A 17,003-nucleotide genomic window follows, 5' to 3' on the forward strand; every position below is an offset into this window, starting at 1 on the left:
CAGAATCCCCCATGAACACGCTCGCAGCCCCGCATGCCGAGTTGCCGTCGGCGTCCGCCTCGCAACGGCCAAAGCTCGACGCCAAGCCCGGTCCGCTCACGCTGATCACCTTCGTGGGGCTGCTGGCCGCGGGCCTGCTCTTCACGGCCTGGAGCCTGGTCGGCGACGTGACCGCCTCCGGAGCGCCCGTCACCACCTGGGTGCCCTACATACTTCTTGGCGTGGCACTGCTGATCGCGCTGGGCTTCGAGTTCGTCAACGGCTTCCACGACACCGCCAACGCCGTTGCCACCGTCATCTATACCCACTCGCTGCCGCCGAACTTCGCGGTGGTGTGGTCGGGCTTCTTCAACTTCCTGGGCGTGATGGTCTCCAGCGGCGCGGTGGCCTTCGGCATCATCGCGCTGCTGCCCGTGGAGCTCATCCTCCAGGTGGGCTCCAGCGCCGGCTTCGCGATGGTGTTCGCGCTGCTGATCGCCGCCATCATCTGGAACCTGGGTACCTGGTGGCTGGGCCTGCCGGCCTCGTCGTCGCACACGCTGATCGGCTCGATCATCGGCGTGGGCGTGGCCAACGCGCTGATGCATGGCCGCGACGGCACCAGCGGCGTCGACTGGGCGCAGGCCACCAAGGTGGGCTATTCGCTGCTGCTGTCGCCGATGGTCGGCTTCGGCTGCGCCGCCCTGCTGCTGCTGGCGCTGCGCGCCTTCGTGAAGAACCGCGCCCTGTATGAAGAACCCAAGGGCAGCGAGCCGCCGCCGTGGTGGATTCGCGGCCTGCTGATCCTCACCTGCACGGGCGTGTCCTTCGCGCACGGCTCCAACGACGGACAGAAGGGCATGGGCCTGATCATGCTGATCCTGGTGGGCACGGTGCCCATGGCCTATGCGCTGAACCGTGCGATGCCTGCCAACGAGAACGTCAAGTTCGTGGCCGTGGCCGAAATGGCGCAGACCGCCCTGAGCCGCAACGTGCCGACCTCGCTGCCCGCGATGGAGCCCGCCGCCGCGCGCGACACGCTTTCCGCCTATGTGCGCACCCGCGAGTTCAACCCGACCGTCGTTCCCGCCCTGGCCGTCACGGCTGGCAGCATCGGCACGCAGGTGCGCCAGCACGGTTCGCTGGCAGGCGTTCCGGCGGAATCCGTCGCCAACGTGCGCAACGACATGTACCTGGCCTCCGAGGCCATCCGCCACCTCGACAAGAGCGGCGCGGCCAAGTTCGACGAAGAGACGAAGCTGCGCGTGAACACCTTCCGCCAGGAACTGGACAGCGCCACGCGCTTCATCCCGTTGTGGGTCAAGGTGGCGGTGGCCATCGCGCTCGGCCTGGGCACGATGATCGGCTGGAAGCGCATCGTGGTCACCGTGGGCGAGAAGATCGGCAAGACGCACCTGAGCTATGCGCAGGGCGCCTCGGCCGAGGTGGTGGCCATGGTCACGATCGGCGCGGCCGACATGTACGGGCTGCCGGTGTCGACCACGCACGTGCTGTCTTCCGGCGTGGCCGGCACCATGACGGCCAGCGGCTCGGGCCTGCAGATGTCCACGCTGCGCAATCTCGCGCTGGCCTGGGTGCTGACGCTGCCGGTGGCGATGCTGCTGTCGGGCTCGCTCTACTGGCTGTTCACCCGCATCTTCTGATCCTGCTCATCTATCTACCATCTTGTCGGCATTCCATGACCTCGCAGCCCAGTCGTACGGGGGCGACGAAGCCGGGCTGATCTGCGGCTACCTCTTCGACACCCGCGCGCCCGAGCCCGCGCGGGCCATCGACTCGGCCCAGGCCGCCGCCTGGCTGGCCGGGCAGCGCGACGCCGAGACCGGCGAAGGCCAGGATGGCCGCGCCGGCTGCGAAGACGACGGCCAGGACAACCCCGCCTACGTCTGGCTGCACTTCAACCTGAGCCATGCGCACGCCGAGCGCTGGCTGGTGCGGCACGCGAACCTATCCGACACCTTCTACGAGACGCTGCACGAGGGACTGCCCTCCACGCGCATCGAGCGCGACGACGACTCGCTGATCGCCGTCATCAACGACGTGCACTTCGAGTTCAGTTTCGAGCCCTCGGACATCTCCACGCTGTGGATCAGCGTGGGCCCGCGCCTCGTGGTCACGGCGCGCACCAAGCCGCTGCGCTCGGTGGACGCGCTGCGCACCGCGGTGAAGGCGGGCGACGCGCCGCGCTCGAGCACCGAGCTGCTCGAACACCTGCTGCGCGCGCAGGCCGACGTGCTGGTGAAGATCGTGCGCGGCGTCACTTCGCGCATCGACCGCATCGAGGACGAGCTGCTGGCCGGCCGCCTCGACCACAAGCGCGCGCGGCTGGGCGTGCTGCGCCGGCTGCTGGTGCGGCTGCAGCGGCTGCTGGCGCCCGAGCCGGCGGCGCTGTTCCGGCTGCTGCAGGGGCCTCCGGCGTGGATGGCCGAGCCCGACTCGCAGGCGCTGCGCGGATCGACCGAGGAGTTCTCGGTGGTGCTGCGCGACATGCAGGCGCTGCAGGAGCGCATCAAGCTGCTGCAGGAAGAGATCGCCGCCAACGTCAACGAGGACAACAACCGCAGCCTCTTCGTGCTGACGGTGGTCACGGTGCTGGCGCTGCCGATCAACATCCTGGCCGGCCTGTTCGGCATGAACGTGGGCGGCATCCCGCTGGCGGACCACAAGCACGGCTTCTGGATCGTGGTGGCGATCGTGGCGACCTTCACCGCGGTGGCGGCCTGGGCGGCTTTCCGCAAGCAGCGCTGAGGCGCATGCAGCGGCGCATTAATGCTATTTATTTAATAGCATCTTTTGCAGTATCCACGCGCCCGCAACAGGGTTCCAGACCCCATAGAATGCGAGGGTGTCCTCCATTCTCAATGCCGATCTCCACTGCCACTCCGTGGTCTCCGACGGCACGCTGACGCCCGAAGAACTGGCCGCGCGCGCCGCCGCCAACGGGGTCGAGCTCTGGGCCCTCACCGACCATGACGAGATCGGCGGCCAACACCGCGCCGCCGCCGCGGCCCGTGCCAACGGCATGCGCTACCTCACCGGGACCGAGATTTCCGTCACCTTCGCGGGCGAGACCGTGCACATCGTCGGCCTGGGCTTCGATCCCGACGACGCGGCCATTTCGCAAGGCCTCTACGACACGCGCGGCGGCCGCGGCAAGCGGGCGCAGGAAATGTCCGAAGGGCTGGCCAAGGTCGGCATCCACGGCGCCTACGAAGGCGCGCTCAAGTTCGTCGGCAACCCCGAACTCATCTCGCGCACGCACTTCGCGCGCTTTCTCGTCGAGCAGGGCCACTGCCGCGACACGCCCGAGGTGTTCCGCAAGTTCCTCACCGAAGGCAAGCCCGGCTACGTGCCGCACCGCTGGGCCACGCTGAAGGACGCGGTGCACTGGATCACCGCCGCCAAGGGCATGGCCGTGATCGCGCACCCTGGCCGCTACAAGTTCACCGCCAACGAGGAATACGCGCTGTTCCTCGAATTCAAGGCGCATGGCGGCAAGGCGATCGAGGTCGTCACCGGCAGCCACACGCCGGCCGAGTTCGTCGAGTACGCCGACAAGGCGCTCGAATTCGATTTCGCCGCCTCGCGCGGCAGCGATTTCCACAGCCCCGACGAGAGCCACTGCGATCTCGGCAAGCTGCCGCCACTGCCCGGCGCGCTCACTCCCGTGTGGGAACTGCTCGGCGACCGTATCCAGCAGTGAGCCCAAGCCCCGGGACCAGCACCGACAACGCGGCGACCGTTGCGCTGGCCGCCGCACGCGCGGCGCAGCAGCGAAGCCTCGGCAAGGAATCGGAACGCATCCTCGCCGGCATCGGCCTCGTGATACTGGCCGTGGCCTGCTTCGCCACGCTCGATACGGCCACCAAGTACTCCACGCTCGGCGTGCCCATCCTGATGGGCGTGTGGTTCCGCTACGCCTTCCAGGCGGTGGCGACCACGCTGGTGCTGCTGCCGCTGCGTGGTACGGCACTGCTGCGCACGGGGCATCCGCGCTACCAGGCACTGCGCGGCGCGCTGCTGCTGGCGTCGAGCATCTTCGCCTTCCTGAGCCTGCGCTACATGCCGCTGGCCGAGTTCACGTCGATCGTGCTGATCGCCCCGCTGGTGATCACGCTGCTTGCAGCCACAACGCTCAAGGAGCATGTCTCGCCGCTGCGCTGGACGCTGGTGGCGGGCGGCTTCATCGGCACGCTGGTGATCCTGCGCCCGGGGGGCAGCGCCTTCAGCTGGGCCATATTCCTGCCGCTGGGGCTGGTGCTGAGCAACGCATGGTTCCAGGTGCTCACGAGCAAGCTCGCGCAGACCGAGAACCCGCTGACCATGCACTTCTACACCGGCTGGGTGGGCACGCTGATCGTCTCTTTCGCAGTGCCTTTCGTGTGGACCTCGCTGCCCTCGTGGGAGTGGTGGGCGCTGCTGTGCCTCATGGGCTTCATGGGCACGGTGGGGCACTTCATGCTGATCCTGGCCTACCAGCGCGCGCCGGCTTCCACGCTCACGCCTTATCTCTACGCGCAGATCGCGTTCGCCATGCTCGGCGGCTGGATCGTCTTTTCCCACGTGCCGGACCGCTTCTCTCTCATCGGCATGGCGATGATCGCGGTCTGCGGCGCGGCCGGCGCGTGGCTCACGGTGCGCGAGCGCCGCGTGCCCATCGAGCCCGCCGAATCCTGACCAGGAACCCTTCTTCATCATGGCCCAGTACTTCGAAGTCCATCCAGAGAACCCGCAGCAGCGCCTGCTGAAGCAGGCCGTCACGCTGCTGGAGCGCGGCGACATCGTGGCCGTGCCCACCGACTCCAGCTACGCGCTGGCCTGCCACCTCGACGACAAGGACGCGGTCGACCAGCTGCGCCGCATCCGCCAGGTCGACGAGAAGCACCACCTCACGCTGCTGTGCCGCGACCTGAGCGAGTTGGCCAACTACGCGCGCGTCGACAACAAGCAATACCGCCTGCTGAAGGCGGCGACGCCCGGCCCCTACACCTTCCTGCTCGAAGCCACCAAGGAAGTGCCGCGCCGCGTGAGTCACCCGCAGCGCAAGACCATCGGCCTGCGCGTGCCCGACCACAAGGTGCTGCTGGAGCTGCTCGCGCTGCACGGCGCGCCGCTCCTGGCCACCACGCTGATCGCGCCCGGCGAGACCGAGGCGCTGAACGACGCGCAGACCATCCGCGAGCGCTTCGAGAAGCAGATCGCCGCCGTCATCGACGCCGGCGCCTGCCCGTCGCAGCCGACCACGGTGGTCGATCTCACGCCCATGGGCACGGGCGACGACCCCGTCGTGGTGCGGCAAGGGCGTGGTGCGCTGGCCGTGCTGGGCCTCTGAAATCGGGCAAAGAAGCACTCCCTGTCTGACACAATCGCCCAGTGGATATTTCCAATCTCATACAGACCGTCCTGATCTACGCTCTGCCCGTGATCTTCGCGATTACCGTGCACGAGGCGGCGCACGGTTACGTTGCGCGCCATTTCGGCGACAACACGGCCGAGGTCATGGGGCGAGTCACGCTCAATCCGGTGAAGCACATCGACCCCATCGGGACCATCCTGATGCCGCTGATGCTGTACTTCGCGACCTCGGGCGCCTTCCTGTTCGGCTACGCCAAGCCGGTGCCGGTCAACTTCGGGCGGCTGCGCCATCCGAAGCGCGACATGGTGTGGGTGGCTCTGGCAGGGCCTGTTTCCAACTTCGTGCAGGCGATCCTTTGGGCGGTGCTGTTGATCGTGCTGGTCGCTGCGGGCCTGGAGAGTAAACACTTTTTCATTCAGATGGCGCAAGGCGGCATCCTGGTGAACCTCGTCATGTGGGCCTTCAACCTGTTCCCGCTGCCCCCGCTCGACGGCGGCCGCGTGCTGGCCGGCCTGCTGCCCAGCGGCCAGGCGCAGATGTTCCTCGCGCGCATCGAACCGTACGGCTTCTTCATCGTGATGGGCCTCGTCCTCGCGGGCATCGTCAGCAACTACTGGCTGCGACCGCTGATGGACGTGGGCTACTTCGTCATCAACCTGCTGATCACTCCGCTCAAGGCGCTGCTGCTTTAAGTATTTCTTCGTCTGTCCCATGGCTTCGTCTTCCAAAGCTCCCCTGCGCGTCCTGACCGGCATCACGCCGTCGGGCACGCCGCACCTCGGCAACTATGTCGGCTCGATCCGCCACTCGGTGCGGCAAAGCGTCGCGCCCGGTGTGCAGAGCTTCTTCTTCCTGGCCGACTACCACGCACTCATCAAGGTGCAGGAGCCGGCGCTCATCCAGCGCTCCACCCTCGAGATCGCCGCCAGCTGGCTGGCCTGCGGGCTCGACCCCGAGCGCGTCACCTTCTACCGCCAGTCGGACATCGTCGAGATTCCCGAGCTGACCTGGTTCCTCACCTGCGTGACCGGCAAGGGCGTGCTCAACCGCGCGCATGCCTACAAGGCGCAGCTCGACAAGAACGTGGCCAAGGGCGAGGACCCCGACGCCGACGTGACCGCCGGCCTCTTCATGTACCCGGTGCTCATGGGCGCCGACATCCTGATGTTCAACGCCCACAAGGTGCCCGTGGGCCGCGACCAGGTGCAGCACATCGAGATGGCGCGCGACATGGCGCAGCGCTTCAACCATCTCTACGGCGATCACTTCACGCTGCCCGAAGCCGAGATCGACGATGCGGTCGCCACCCTGCCCGGCCTCGACGGCCGCAAGATGAGCAAGAGCTACGGCAACACGATCCCGCTGTTCGCGCCGCGCGCGCAGCTGCAGAAGCAGATCTCCAGCATCGTGACCGACTCCCGCGCGCCCGGCGAGCCCAAGGACACCGAGGGCTCGGCGCTCTTCCAGATCTACCAGGCCTTCGCCAGCGCGGAGGAAACCGAGACGCTGCGCAAGGCTTACGCCGACGGTATCGGCTGGGGCGACGCCAAGCAGATGCTGTTCGAGCGCATCGACCTCGAAGTGGCGCCGCTGCGCGAGCGCTACGAGGCGCTCATGAACGACCCGGCACAGATCGAGCGCACCCTGCTGCTGGGCGCACAGAAGGCGCAGGCGCTGTCGAAGCCGTTCATGGCCAGCCTGCGCCACGCGGTCGGCCTGCGCAATCTCGCGACCGGCAAGGACAAGGGCGCAGCCAAGGCGGCGAAGGTCGCCAGGCCCAGTTTCAAGCAGTACCGCGAGAAGGCGGACGGGCTTTTCTATTTCAAGCTGTTGGATGCGCGCGGCGAAACCCTGCTGCAAAGCCGTGGATTCGCCTCGCCGCAGGAAGCGGGCCGTACCATCGCAATCCTGCAGGCGCAGCGCGGCGAGGCATTGCCCGCGCTGGCCGGCCAGATGGAGCCCATCGACACAGAGGTAATACGCGCCGTCAACGAGGCGCTGGAGGCACTGACGGAAACAACGCCCGGCACAACCAGCGGGAGTTGATCCGCCAACGCCCATCGGCTTATCCGCCGGTGAGCATGACGAGAGAAGACGGTGCGATCACAAAGGAAGAAAACATGAGCATTTATGTCATCGATGACCACCCCCTGATGCGCGACGCGATCGTGATGGTCTTGCGGCGCTTGCGCCCGGCCGAGAACATCGTCGAGCTCGAACGCCTCGACAAGCTCGCAGGCTCCGTGCAGCAGCGTGGTGCGCCTACGCTTTTCTGCCTGGACCTGAAGCTGCCGGACACCAACGGCGTGTCGGGCGTGATCGCGGTCAAGCAGGTCTATCCGAACGTGCCGATCGCCGTGTACTCGGCGGCGCCGTCCGCCGACATGGAAGACGCCTGCATCGAGGCCGGCGCCGACACCTACATCGAGAAGTCGGCCAGCTCCAACGAGCTGGCGGCCGCCCTGCGCGGCCTGCTGATGGCCGGCTCGGAAGACGAAGCCGACGAGATGCCGGCCGCCAACAGCGGCAAGCTCTCGAAGCGCCAGACGCAGCTGATCGCCATGCTCGACAAGGGCATGAGCAACCGCGACATCGCGACCGACCTGGAGATCAGCGAACACACGGTGAAGGTTCACCTGTGGCGCCTGTTCCGCAGGCTGGGCGTGAAGAGCCGGACGCAGGCGCTGCACTACGCGCGTACGAACGGATTGTTGTCGGGCTGAGAAAAGGCCAGCCGCCCCGACGGTTCCGCCTCCAAAAAGAACCGCGCCTGATGCGCGGTTCTTTTTTGCCTTCAAGCGCGCAGCGCCATCAGTTGGCTTTTCTCTTGTAGGCCACCTGGTGAGACACGCTCAAGGCGTAAGTCCCCTGGTCGCCAGCGAACTGCGGGTAGGCCGACGGGTCGAGTTCGACATCGACGTTCTCGGAAAAGTCTGCGCTGAACTTCTTCGTGTACACGTTGAACTTCGTCGTCGGCGTCGAGCCGCTATATGCCGTCACGTCGATATTCACAGTAGTTTCGACGACAGCTTCCCAGCCCTGGGGCGCGTTCAGCGGAGCAACTGCCCCGGCGATACGGTATGTGGCCTTGGAACCCGGGCTGCTCAACGGGGCATACATCCTGTACCCAGGAACGACGTAGTCCAGTGAGGTTCCACCGGCTTTCCCGATCGATGTACGGGCCAGCCCCGTGAGGTTCGCTGCAACCTCGTAGCTCATGCGGATCGGCGTCACGGGCAAGTCCGTGGGGAACGCGCCGGCTGCAACCGTGCTGTGCTCCCCCAATGGGCCGGGGAACAGGCCCGCGACAACCGGCAGAGAGCCCGCGCTTCGGTATTGGGTCTGGAAATCAGCAGGAAGGCCCAAGCCTGAATTGCAGTTCGAGGCATCCAACCCTGGAGTCCAGAAATCTGCAAGATGGCTATCGAGCCGGTACGCATCGCATACCTGGATGCTGGCGGTCCTGCTCGAGTCGGGCGTCGTGGTCGTCTCGACGAGCACGAACTTCAGCACAGGCCCTGTGGACGCAGGCACCACAGAGGTGATCGTCGCATCCACCGGAGCGCTGTCCCGCTCCCCATCATTGACGATCAGGCGGACAACGTAGTCACCCGCAACATCCAGCAGAAGAGAAGGCTTCGCGCTGGCCGAATCAACGAGAGCCGCCTGGCTCGTGGAGGGTTTGGACCGCAGTTCCCAACGATAGGTCTTGGTCTTGCCGCTCGCCACGGTACTCGTGCTGCCATCGAGATTGAAAACCTGGCCCAGTGCTCCGCTGGAAGGCGAGGTCACCACCGCGACGGGTGACGAAACCACACCCGGATCCGATGATGGATTCCCCGAAGACGGCGCTGGCGCCGGTGCCGGTGCTGGAGCCGGTGCAGGCACCGGAAATGGAAAGCCGCCTCCCGATGAACCACCGCCGCCTCCGCATGCGCTCAGCAACAGAAGCGCGGCACTGCCTGCCAAGACATGCTTGACTTGTCTCTTCATATCTATTTGATCCCCCCACCCGAATAGAAATAGTTCTCCAGCTCACAGAATCGTGGTTCTGGAGGCATCGCAAGATGCGCCGGGGATCGTAGATGACGTTACCGAAAGTATCCAAAGCGGCCCTATGCGATCGGGGGTCGTCGGAGCTTCCGAGCGCAGAGTGCGCGGAAATATGCAGGCATCCGGGCCTGCGATCAGGTCAGCCGCCGGAGGCCGTCACCCGCGCCTGCGCCACCGCCTCGTCCGCATCGTGCAGCGCCACGCGGAACACGCTGCCGCTGCCCAGCCGCGAACGCACGCTCACCGGGTGCCCCAGCACATGCGACAGCCGCGCGACGATGGCCAGGCCCAGGCCGAAGCCATCCGAGGTGCCGGCGTGGTCGGCCACCTTGTAGAACTCCAGGAACACGTCGCGCAGATGCTCGGGCGCGATGCCGATGCCCGTGTCCCACACTTCCACGCGCAGGCCGTCGCGCGCCTGGCGGGCGGCCAGGAGCACGCCGCCTTCGGTCGTGTACTTGATCGCGTTGGCCAGCAGGTTGCCGATCATGCGGCGCACGCGGATCGGGTCGGTGAGGAACGAGCCCTCGCACATGTGCACGCGGAAATCGAGACCGCGGCTCTCTGCCACGGGGCGGTATTGCAGTTCCAGGTCGTGCAGCAGCTCGGGCACGTCGACCCGCTCGACGTGCAGGCGCACCTGGCCCGAGTCGATGCGCGCCAGGTCGAACATGGAGTCGAACAACGCATTCACCGCATGGGTGGCGCGCACGATCTTCGGGGCGAGCTCCAGCACCAGCTCGGGCTCGTTGCGCAGCCAGTCGGCATACAACGAAAGTGCCAGCACCGGCTGGCGCATGTCGTGCGCGGCGCTGGCCAGGAAGCGGTTCTTCATGGCCACGGCCGACACCGCCGCCTGCCGCTGCTGGGTCAGCGACTTGATCAGGATGTGGTTGTGGAACAGCAGCTCCAGGCTGTTGCGCGCCGTCTCGTGGATGTGCCGCCCGGCCCGCAGCAGCAGGAACCAGTGCAGGATCGGCAGTATGGGCATCAGGTAGCCGTACTGGAACTGCGGATGCTGCAGCGTGAGGGACACGAGCCGCAGCAGCACCGCCGCCAGCATCGTGATGAAGAGCGTGTTGACGTAGCGCTTGAGCAGCGGCGGATGCAGCGCCAGCCCGTTGAGCGGAAAGGTGCCCACGCCGGCCACGATGAGCCAGCTCATGAACTGGTTGACCTGCGGCGTGCGCTCGAAGAACAGCAGCACCGACAGCCCCCACACCACCGCGCTGGTGCTCCAGACGAAGCCATAGCGCTCGGTGAACTGCTGCTGCGCCGCGGCGCTGCGCCCGGCATAGCGCACCGCGTAGACGCGCGCGCCCCATGCGCGGCAGGCTGTGGCGATCAGGCCGGCCACGAGCCAGGTGAGCAGCTCCCAACGTGGCACGTAGGCCCAGTTCAGGCCGACCATGGCCGGCATCAGCGCCGCGGAGACGAAATACGAGCCCTTCGCCGAGCGCATCAGGCTGCGGATGAGCTCGCCGCGTACCCACGATTCGGCTTCATCGGCCGAAGCCGGGGCGGGGGTCATGCTGGCGATCGACGCATTGGCCATAAGCCGGCGATCTTAACGGCCAGTCCGCCAGTGTTTCTTGGGGTAACAATCGAGATTCAGGTCAACAATCGAGCCGTTAACCAGGAAGAATTAACTCGCATGTTGTCCCACGTCTACATCGGTGCGAACGACTTCGAGCGCACCTTCTCCTTCTATTCCGCGCTCCTCGGCGAACTGGGCCTGAAGCTGAGGTTCCGCGACGACGGCAAGCCGTGGGCCGGCTGGCAGAGCCCCGATGCGCCCCGCCCTCTCTTTCTGGTGGGTACCCCGTACGACGAACAGGCGGCCTCGCCCGGCAACGGGCAGATGGTGGCGCTGATGGCCGCCGACCGCGCCACGGTCGATCGTGCCCACGCCACGGCCCTGGCTCAGGGCGGCTCATGCGAAGGCCCGCCGGGCCTCAGGCCGCACTACCACGCGGACTACTATGGAGCCTATTTCCGCGATCCCGACGGAAACAAGCTCTGCGTCTGCTGCCACACACCTCATCCATGCTGAACAACCTGACTCCCTTCCTCATCCACTGGGCCATCACCGCCATCTCGCTGTGGGTGGCCAGTCATCTCTTCCGCGGACTCAAGTTCGACAGCACCGGCGCGCTGGTGGTCTCGGCGCTGCTGCTGGGCCTGGCCAACGCCATCGTCAAGCCGCTGCTGATCGTGCTAACGCTGCCGCTGACGCTGGTGACGCTCGGCCTCTTCCTGCTGGTGATCAACGCGCTGATGATCCTGCTGGTGGCCGCGCTGGTGAAGGGCTTCAGGGTGTCGGGCTTCTGGACCGCTCTCTTCGCAAGCATCTTCATCTCGCTGCTGAGCGTGGTCATCGGCTCCTTCGTCACGGGCAGCGACCCCGCGGAGAAGGTGCAGATGCCGCAAAGCGGCAACTGGCTCTGAACGACTCAAGAAGCCCGGGCGCCTAGGCGAGCACCGCGCCGGCGCGCAGCAGCGCCTCGCGCAGCGCCGGCACCGCGACCGCACGCACCTGTGCGCCCATGCCCTCTTCGGCCGCTTTCGCCGCCATGGCCGCGGCGATGCCGGCCGCGTGCCCCACCGCCATCGAGATCGTCATGACCCGGATCGCCGCCAGCGCCTCGTGGCTGGCCGAGATGCCCCGGCCCACGCCCAGCGCGTTGTCGAGCGTGCACGGGATCAGGCTGCGATACGGAATCTGGTAGGCATGGTCGTCGCCCATCGGCACGTAGTGCAGCGAGCCTCCCTGCGCCGGATGGATGTCGATCGGATAGGCGCCCGCCGCGATGGCGTCGGCGAACTGCACCGGCTCCAGCAGTTCGGCGGCCGTGAGCACATGGTCGCCTTCCACCCGGCGCGTCTCGCGCACGCCCACCTGCGTGGCGAAGGCGCGTAGCCGGCCATTTCCGCACCCGGGCACCGAAGCAGCGATGAACTCCGCCGCCTTCCATGCCTGCCGCCGGCCCTCGATCTCGGCTCCGCCGAGTGCCATCGGGTCGGTGGCATCGATGGCCAGGCGGCTGATGTTGAACCAGGCGTCGTCCGAATGCGGAACGCGGCTCGAGTGCAGCGCGGCTCGCGCAAGCCCGCCCTGCGCGTAGCCCCGCGCCGCGAGCTCGGCCAGCTCGGCCTTCGAGAGCGCGCCGAAGCGCCCGAAGTCGACCGGGCCGAAGCGGAACATCATCGTGGCCGGCTGCAGTGCCTCGCCGCCGCCGAGTTCGAGAAAGCGCGCGCCCGCCTGCTTCAGCGCGTCCATATCGCCCGAGGCATCGACCAGCACGCCCGGGCGCAGCGCCAGCAGGCCGCCCTTGGTCAGCACGCGCAGGCCGACAATGCGCCGCCCCTCGCACTGCACGTCCAGCAGGCTCGCGTGCAGCAGCGGCCGCACGCCGGCCTCGGCCACCATGTCGTCGAGCACCAGCTTGAGCACCTCGGGCTCGTACTCGACACGGTCCATGTGATGCCCGGTGGACATCACGAAGCGGTCGTGCTCGCGCGCACCGCCATATGCCCGCAGCCGCCGGACCACTTCGTCGGCCAGCCCCGCCACCACGGTGCGGCCGTTGCCGGTCTGCCAGCTGTTGAACTGCGCCACCGCGCCCGCAGTGGCGTTGCCGCCCAGGAAGCCGTAGCGCTCGACCAGCACGACGAATGCGCCCTGCCGCGCCGCCGCCACCGCGGCCATGGTGCCCGCGACGCCGCCGCCGCACACCACCACGTCGGCCTCGACCGCGCGGCTCGTTCCGATGTTTTCGCTGCTCATCCTAGTTCTCGACCTGGATGCCGCGGCTCTTCACCACCTGTCCCCAGCGGGCGCCTTCGGCCTTCAGGTACTGCGCGGTGGCCTCGCGGCCGCGGATGAAGGTCTCAAGGCTCAGCGCGTCGAAGCGCTTCTTCACCACTTCCGACTGCTGCGCCGAGGCCAGCAGCTTCTCGAGCCGCGCCAGCCCCTCGGCCGGAATGCTGCCCTTGGGCGCCACCAGCGTGGCCCAGCCTTCGACCTCCAGGCTCTGCAGCTTCAGGCTGCGCAGCGTGGGCACGTTGGCCAGCTCGGCCACCGGCTGGGCCGACGACACGGCCAGCGCGCGCAGCCGGCCCGAGCGGATGTGCACGATCACGCTGGGCAGGTTCAGGAAGCCCATCGACACCAGCCCCGAGATCAGGTCGGGCATCAGCGCGCTCTCGCCCTTGTAGGGCACGCTGACCAGCGAGATGCCGGTCTCCTGCGCGAACAGCTCGGCCGTCAGGTGCGCCAGCGTGCCCGTGCCGCTGTTGCCCGCGCTGAGCTTGCCGGGCTGCGCCTTGGCCTGCGCCACGAGCTCGGCCAGCGTCTTCGCCTTCGAATCGGCCGGCACCACCAGCACCAGCGGCTGCTGCGAGACCATGCCGATGGCGTCGAAGTCGCGCGCCACGTCGTAGGTCAGCTTCGGGTTGAGCGAGGGGTTGATCACCATGCTGTTGCTGCCCATCAGCAGCGTGTGGCCGTCGCGGCTTTGCAGCGCCGCCATCACGCCGATGGCGCTGCCCGCGCCGGGCTTGTTCTCCACGATCACCGGCTGGCCGAGCTGCGGCGCCAGCACTTCGGCCAGCACGCGGGCAGAGCCATCGGCGCCGCCGCCGGGGGCGAAGGGAACGATGATGCGCACCGGCTTCGTGGGCCAGGCTTCGCTGGCATGCGCGCGGTGGCCAACGGCCATCGCAAGTGCCGCGAGCGAGAGCGTCGAGATCGCATGCCTGCGTGTGATGCCGCGCGCGGCGGTGGCTGTGGCCATGTCTTCTTGCCTCTTTGGTTGTTCTGGAAAAGAAACCCGATGCTAGGAAGCCGTCATGCATGCGGCAAATACCAAGACGTGCCAACGCCATAACATCGCGTTATCGAACCACGCCGATGAAACGGGCGATGTCATGAACCTCCGACAGATCGAAGTCTTCCGCGCCGTCATGCTGGCCGGCTCCGTCACCGACGCGGCGCGCTCGCTGCACGTGTCGCAGCCGGGCATCAGCCGCATGCTCTCGCACATCGAACTGCAGCTGGGGCTGCGCCTCTTCGAACGGCGCAAGGGCAGGCTGCTGGCCACGCCCGAGGCGCAGGCGCTGTTCGCCGAGGTCGAGCAGGTGTACCGAGGCGTGGCGCGCATCGACGACTGCGCGCAGGCATTGAAGGACGGCAAGATGCTCACGCTGCGCGTGCTGTGCAGCCCGAGCACCGGCCTGGACATGGTGCCGCGCGCGCTCACCGCGCTGGGCGAGGAGTTTCCTTCCGCGCGCATCTACTTCGAGGTGCTGCTCGCGAGGGAAATGGTCAAGCGCCTCGCGGCCCACGAGGCCGACGTGGCCATCTCCACCCTGGCCATCGACGATCCGCTGCTCACCTCCCGCCCCATCGGCCAGTGGACGCTGGCCGGCGTGTTCCCTCGCGGCCACGCGCTGGAGGCCCGCCGCACGCTGGCGCCGGCCGACATCCTGAAGGAACGCATGATCTCCTTCAGCCCCGACACGCCGCAGGGCCGCATCATTGCCGACTGGTGCGTGCAGCACCGCCTGCAGCCCGAGGCGCGCATCGAGGTGCGCGCCGGCCAGAGCGCCTGCGCTATGGCTGCGGCGGGCGCGGGCGTGGCGATCGTCGACGACCTCACCGCGCGCGGCTGCATGACCGACAGGCTGAGCTTCCGGCCGATACGCAACGCGCCTTCGTTCGACATCTTCGCGGTGACCAACGAGAACTTCGCGGCCTCGCTGCTGGCCGGCCGTTTCGTCGCGCACGCCGAGGCGGCCCTGCGGCAGCTGAAAAAAGAACGCGGCTGAACGGGCTGCGCCATCCCATGTTCTACGGAGGGACAGCGCGCGGCGGCTGCCTATGATCCGCCTCACCCGGCAGCCAGAGACCGGAGAACGAGGAGTCCCCATGAAGATCGCCTTCACGTCGTGCATGAACTTCAAGCCCGGCCCCGAGGGCTACCAGCGCGTGTGGAACCGCATCGCGCAGGAGCAGCCCGACTACCTGTTCCTTCTGGGCGACCAGATCTACATGGACTACTTTCCCAAGCTGGGTGAGCCGTCCGAATGGGACGCGGCAAAGTTCGCCGACGTGATGCAGGGCAAATACGAAGCGCAGTGGAACGTGCCCAACTTCAAGGCCCTGCGGGACGCGCTGCGCCAGAGGCAGGACAACGGCGGCGGCGTGTACGGCACCTGGGACGACCACGACTTCGCCTGGAACAACGCCCACGGCTCGGACGTCGAGCCGCAGGTCAGGCAGCAGACCCGCCGGCTCTTCACGCAGTACATGCAGATCGAGCAGCTGAAGAACCCGGCGCACCTCGACCCGACCGTGGACGGCATCTACTACTCGATTCCCCTGATGCACCAGCAGCAGCGCATCGGCCGGGCGATCTTCCTCGACACCCGCTGGTACAGCACCGCCCCCGGCGACGCCAGCCCGCTGCTCGGGCAGAAGCAGCTCGATTACCTGAAGCAGGAGCTGGCCGACGAGCAGGGCTACGTGGTGATCTGCGCCGGCACCCCGATCCGCGCGACCGGCAACGGCTGGATGCGCTACCGCGACGACTACGCGAAGTTCCGCGCGATCATCCAGGGGCGCAAGTCGATCTTCCTGACCGGCGACATCCACGAGAACGCCTTCCTGCCGCCGGCTGGCGAGACGAAGATGTTCGAGATCGTCTCCTCCGGCGCCTTCGTCACCAAGTACTACCTCACGGGCCAGCGAGAGAACTTCGGCATCCTCGAATACTCGAGCGCGAGCACCGACATCAAGCTGTTCGACAAGAACGGGCTGGAGATGCACAACGTGATCGACAACGCCACCTTCATGCACCAGGAGATCCAGTGAAAGCATCCCGGACCTTCTTTCGAGGCATCCTCGCGGCGGCCGCCCTCGGCGCGGCATCGATGCTCGCGCACGCGCAATTCGTCGGCGATCTGGTGCTGGAGCCCGCGGGATGTACCCAGACCGGCAAGTGCAAGGTCAGGAACAAGCTGCGGTTCACCGACAGCAGCAAGCTCGTCTGGGAAACCGACGACGGAGAAGACACCGACGGCGCCTCCATTCCGCCGATCTTCCAGCCGATCGTCGGCAAGCCCTTCGAGGAGTCGTTCCTGAAGGCGGCCATCATCCACGACCACTACTGCGTGCGCCATGTGCGGTCGTGGCGCGCCACGCATCGCGTCTTCTACGAAGGGCTGATCGACCAGGGCGTGCCGCAGTCGAAGGCCAAGCTCATGTACTACGCGGTCTACCTGGGCGGTCCCAAGTGGATCAAGCTGATTCCGGGTACGAACTGCGGCGGCAACTGCATCAAGAGCCTCACGACGAGCGGCGGCGACCCGGTGATCCGCTACCGCGAGGCCGACTATGCGACGGTGACGAACGACGCCGAACTCGCCGCGCTCGAACAGGAACTGCAGGCCAATCCCGACGGCATCAGCCTGGAAGACCTCGAGAAGCGCGCCGAGCAGAAGCGCCCCAACGATCTCTACTACCGCAACGGGGATCAGGTGCGCATGAAGAACCTGCTGGCCACCGAGTGACCGGCGGGCATTGACTCCCGCG

General features: G+C 67.0%; 17 protein-coding genes. 13 read left to right on the top strand and 4 right to left on the bottom strand.

What is annotated here, in order from left to right:
• Nucleotides 1-11: 11 nt before the first annotated feature.
• The 8 genes from SFB74_RS25060 to SFB74_RS25095 all read left to right on the top strand — a co-directional run bounded on the left by SFB74_RS25060 (nt 12) and on the right by SFB74_RS25095 (nt 8,079).
• A complete protein-coding gene (locus SFB74_RS25060) occupies nt 12-1,643 on the top strand; it encodes an inorganic phosphate transporter (protein ID WP_432727050.1) in 1,632 nt (543 codons plus the stop codon).
• Nucleotides 1,644-1,665: 22 nt separating this feature from the next.
• Nucleotides 1,666-2,748 (top strand): transporter, encoded by a 1,083-nt coding sequence (locus tag SFB74_RS25065; RefSeq protein ID WP_432727052.1) that lies wholly within the window; start codon nt 1,666-1,668, stop codon nt 2,746-2,748.
• A 97-nt stretch (nt 2,749-2,845) separates the two neighbouring features.
• Nucleotides 2,846-3,703 (top strand): 3',5'-nucleoside bisphosphate phosphatase, encoded by an 858-nt coding sequence (locus SFB74_RS25070; protein ID WP_176662925.1) that lies wholly within the window; start codon nt 2,846-2,848, stop codon nt 3,701-3,703.
• Nucleotides 3,700-4,677: a DMT family transporter gene (locus SFB74_RS25075; protein ID WP_432727053.1), complete on the top strand. Its 978-nt coding sequence runs from the start codon at nt 3,700-3,702 to the stop codon at nt 4,675-4,677. The genes SFB74_RS25070 and SFB74_RS25075 overlap by 4 nt, the downstream gene beginning before the upstream one ends.
• Nucleotides 4,678-4,696: 19 nt before the next feature.
• The gene (locus tag SFB74_RS25080; protein ID WP_432727054.1) at nt 4,697-5,332 is read left to right on the top strand and encodes an L-threonylcarbamoyladenylate synthase; all 636 of its coding nucleotides are present in this window, start codon (nt 4,697-4,699) and stop codon (nt 5,330-5,332) included.
• 41 nt (nt 5,333-5,373) lie between these two features.
• Complete coding sequence (locus SFB74_RS25085) at nt 5,374-6,048, top strand: site-2 protease family protein (protein WP_432727055.1); 675 nt, start codon at nt 5,374-5,376, stop codon at nt 6,046-6,048.
• Nucleotides 6,049-6,067: 19 nt separating this feature from the next.
• Nucleotides 6,068-7,402 carry a tryptophan--tRNA ligase gene (locus SFB74_RS25090; RefSeq protein WP_432727056.1) on the top strand — a complete coding sequence of 445 codons (1,335 nt, stop codon included), beginning with the start codon at nt 6,068-6,070 and terminating at the stop codon, nt 7,400-7,402.
• A gap of 74 nt (nt 7,403-7,476) precedes the next feature.
• Nucleotides 7,477-8,079 (top strand): LuxR C-terminal-related transcriptional regulator, encoded by a 603-nt coding sequence (locus tag SFB74_RS25095; RefSeq protein WP_007837193.1) that lies wholly within the window; start codon nt 7,477-7,479, stop codon nt 8,077-8,079.
• An 88-nt stretch (nt 8,080-8,167) separates the two neighbouring features.
• Here the strand turns inward: SFB74_RS25095 and SFB74_RS25100 are convergent, their stop codons facing one another.
• Both SFB74_RS25100 and shkS read right to left on the bottom strand, forming a co-directional pair.
• Nucleotides 8,168-9,172, bottom strand: a complete 1,005-nt coding sequence (locus SFB74_RS25100) for a PKD domain-containing protein (protein WP_432727057.1) — start codon at nt 9,170-9,172, stop codon at nt 8,168-8,170.
• A 376-nt stretch (nt 9,173-9,548) separates the two neighbouring features.
• Nucleotides 9,549-10,964, bottom strand: a complete 1,416-nt coding sequence (gene shkS, locus SFB74_RS25105) for a surface-behavior sensor histidine kinase ShkS (RefSeq protein WP_432727058.1) — start codon at nt 10,962-10,964, stop codon at nt 9,549-9,551.
• Between the two features lie 99 nt (nt 10,965-11,063).
• Between shkS and SFB74_RS25110 the strand changes: the two genes are divergently transcribed.
• Entirely contained in the window at nt 11,064-11,462 is a 399-nt protein-coding gene (locus tag SFB74_RS25110) for a VOC family protein (protein WP_432727059.1), read from the top strand.
• The gene (locus SFB74_RS25115) at nt 11,456-11,857 is read left to right on the top strand and encodes a phage holin family protein (protein WP_432727060.1); all 402 of its coding nucleotides are present in this window, start codon (nt 11,456-11,458) and stop codon (nt 11,855-11,857) included. Before SFB74_RS25110 ends, SFB74_RS25115 begins: the two co-directional genes overlap by 7 nt.
• A 22-nt stretch (nt 11,858-11,879) precedes the next feature.
• On the opposite strand, the gene SFB74_RS25120 is transcribed toward SFB74_RS25115, so the two are convergent.
• Nucleotides 11,880-13,196 (bottom strand): FAD-dependent oxidoreductase, encoded by a 1,317-nt coding sequence (locus SFB74_RS25120; protein WP_432727062.1) that lies wholly within the window; start codon nt 13,194-13,196, stop codon nt 11,880-11,882.
• Between the two features lies 1 nt (nt 13,197).
• Nucleotides 13,198-14,205 carry a Bug family tripartite tricarboxylate transporter substrate binding protein gene (locus SFB74_RS25125; RefSeq protein ID WP_432727063.1) on the bottom strand — a complete coding sequence of 336 codons (1,008 nt, stop codon included), beginning with the start codon at nt 14,203-14,205 and terminating at the stop codon, nt 13,198-13,200.
• A 133-nt stretch (nt 14,206-14,338) separates the two neighbouring features.
• On the opposite strand from SFB74_RS25125, the gene SFB74_RS25130 reads away from it, so the two are divergent.
• The 3 genes from SFB74_RS25130 to SFB74_RS25140 all read left to right on the top strand — a co-directional run bounded on the left by SFB74_RS25130 (nt 14,339) and on the right by SFB74_RS25140 (nt 16,981).
• Nucleotides 14,339-15,238, top strand: a complete 900-nt coding sequence (locus tag SFB74_RS25130; protein WP_432727064.1) for a LysR family transcriptional regulator — start codon at nt 14,339-14,341, stop codon at nt 15,236-15,238.
• A 100-nt stretch (nt 15,239-15,338) separates the two neighbouring features.
• Entirely contained in the window at nt 15,339-16,283 is a 945-nt protein-coding gene (locus tag SFB74_RS25135; RefSeq protein WP_432727065.1) for an alkaline phosphatase D family protein, read from the top strand.
• Entirely contained in the window at nt 16,280-16,981 is a 702-nt protein-coding gene (locus SFB74_RS25140; RefSeq protein ID WP_432727066.1) for a DUF1353 domain-containing protein, read from the top strand. The genes SFB74_RS25135 and SFB74_RS25140 overlap by 4 nt, the downstream gene beginning before the upstream one ends.
• Nucleotides 16,982-17,003 lie beyond the last annotated feature (22 nt).

It is taken from the genome of Variovorax xiamenensis (assembly GCF_050916385.1).
Lineage (GTDB): Bacteria > Pseudomonadota > Gammaproteobacteria > Burkholderiales > Burkholderiaceae_C > Variovorax.

Bases quoted from the DNA above. Each gene is read 5' to 3' on its own strand.
- SFB74_RS25060 (WP_432727050.1), top strand. From the start codon at position 12: ATGAACACGCTCGCAGCCCCGCATGCCGAGTTGCCGTCGGCGTCCGCC.
- SFB74_RS25080 (WP_432727054.1), top strand. From the start codon at position 4,697: ATGGCCCAGTACTTCGAAGTCCATCCAGAGAACCCGCAGCAGCGCCTG.
- SFB74_RS25090 (WP_432727056.1), top strand. From the start codon at position 6,068: ATGGCTTCGTCTTCCAAAGCTCCCCTGCGCGTCCTGACCGGCATCACG.
- SFB74_RS25095 (WP_007837193.1), top strand. From the start codon at position 7,477: ATGAGCATTTATGTCATCGATGACCACCCCCTGATGCGCGACGCGATC.
- shkS (WP_432727058.1), bottom strand. From the start codon at position 10,964: ATGGCCAATGCGTCGATCGCCAGCATGACCCCCGCCCCGGCTTCGGCC.
- SFB74_RS25110 (WP_432727059.1), top strand. From the start codon at position 11,064: ATGTTGTCCCACGTCTACATCGGTGCGAACGACTTCGAGCGCACCTTC.
- SFB74_RS25115 (WP_432727060.1), top strand. From the start codon at position 11,456: ATGCTGAACAACCTGACTCCCTTCCTCATCCACTGGGCCATCACCGCC.
- SFB74_RS25120 (WP_432727062.1), bottom strand. From the start codon at position 13,196: ATGAGCAGCGAAAACATCGGAACGAGCCGCGCGGTCGAGGCCGACGTG.
- SFB74_RS25125 (WP_432727063.1), bottom strand. From the start codon at position 14,205: ATGGCCACAGCCACCGCCGCGCGCGGCATCACACGCAGGCATGCGATC.
- SFB74_RS25130 (WP_432727064.1), top strand. From the start codon at position 14,339: ATGAACCTCCGACAGATCGAAGTCTTCCGCGCCGTCATGCTGGCCGGC.
- SFB74_RS25135 (WP_432727065.1), top strand. From the start codon at position 15,339: ATGAAGATCGCCTTCACGTCGTGCATGAACTTCAAGCCCGGCCCCGAG.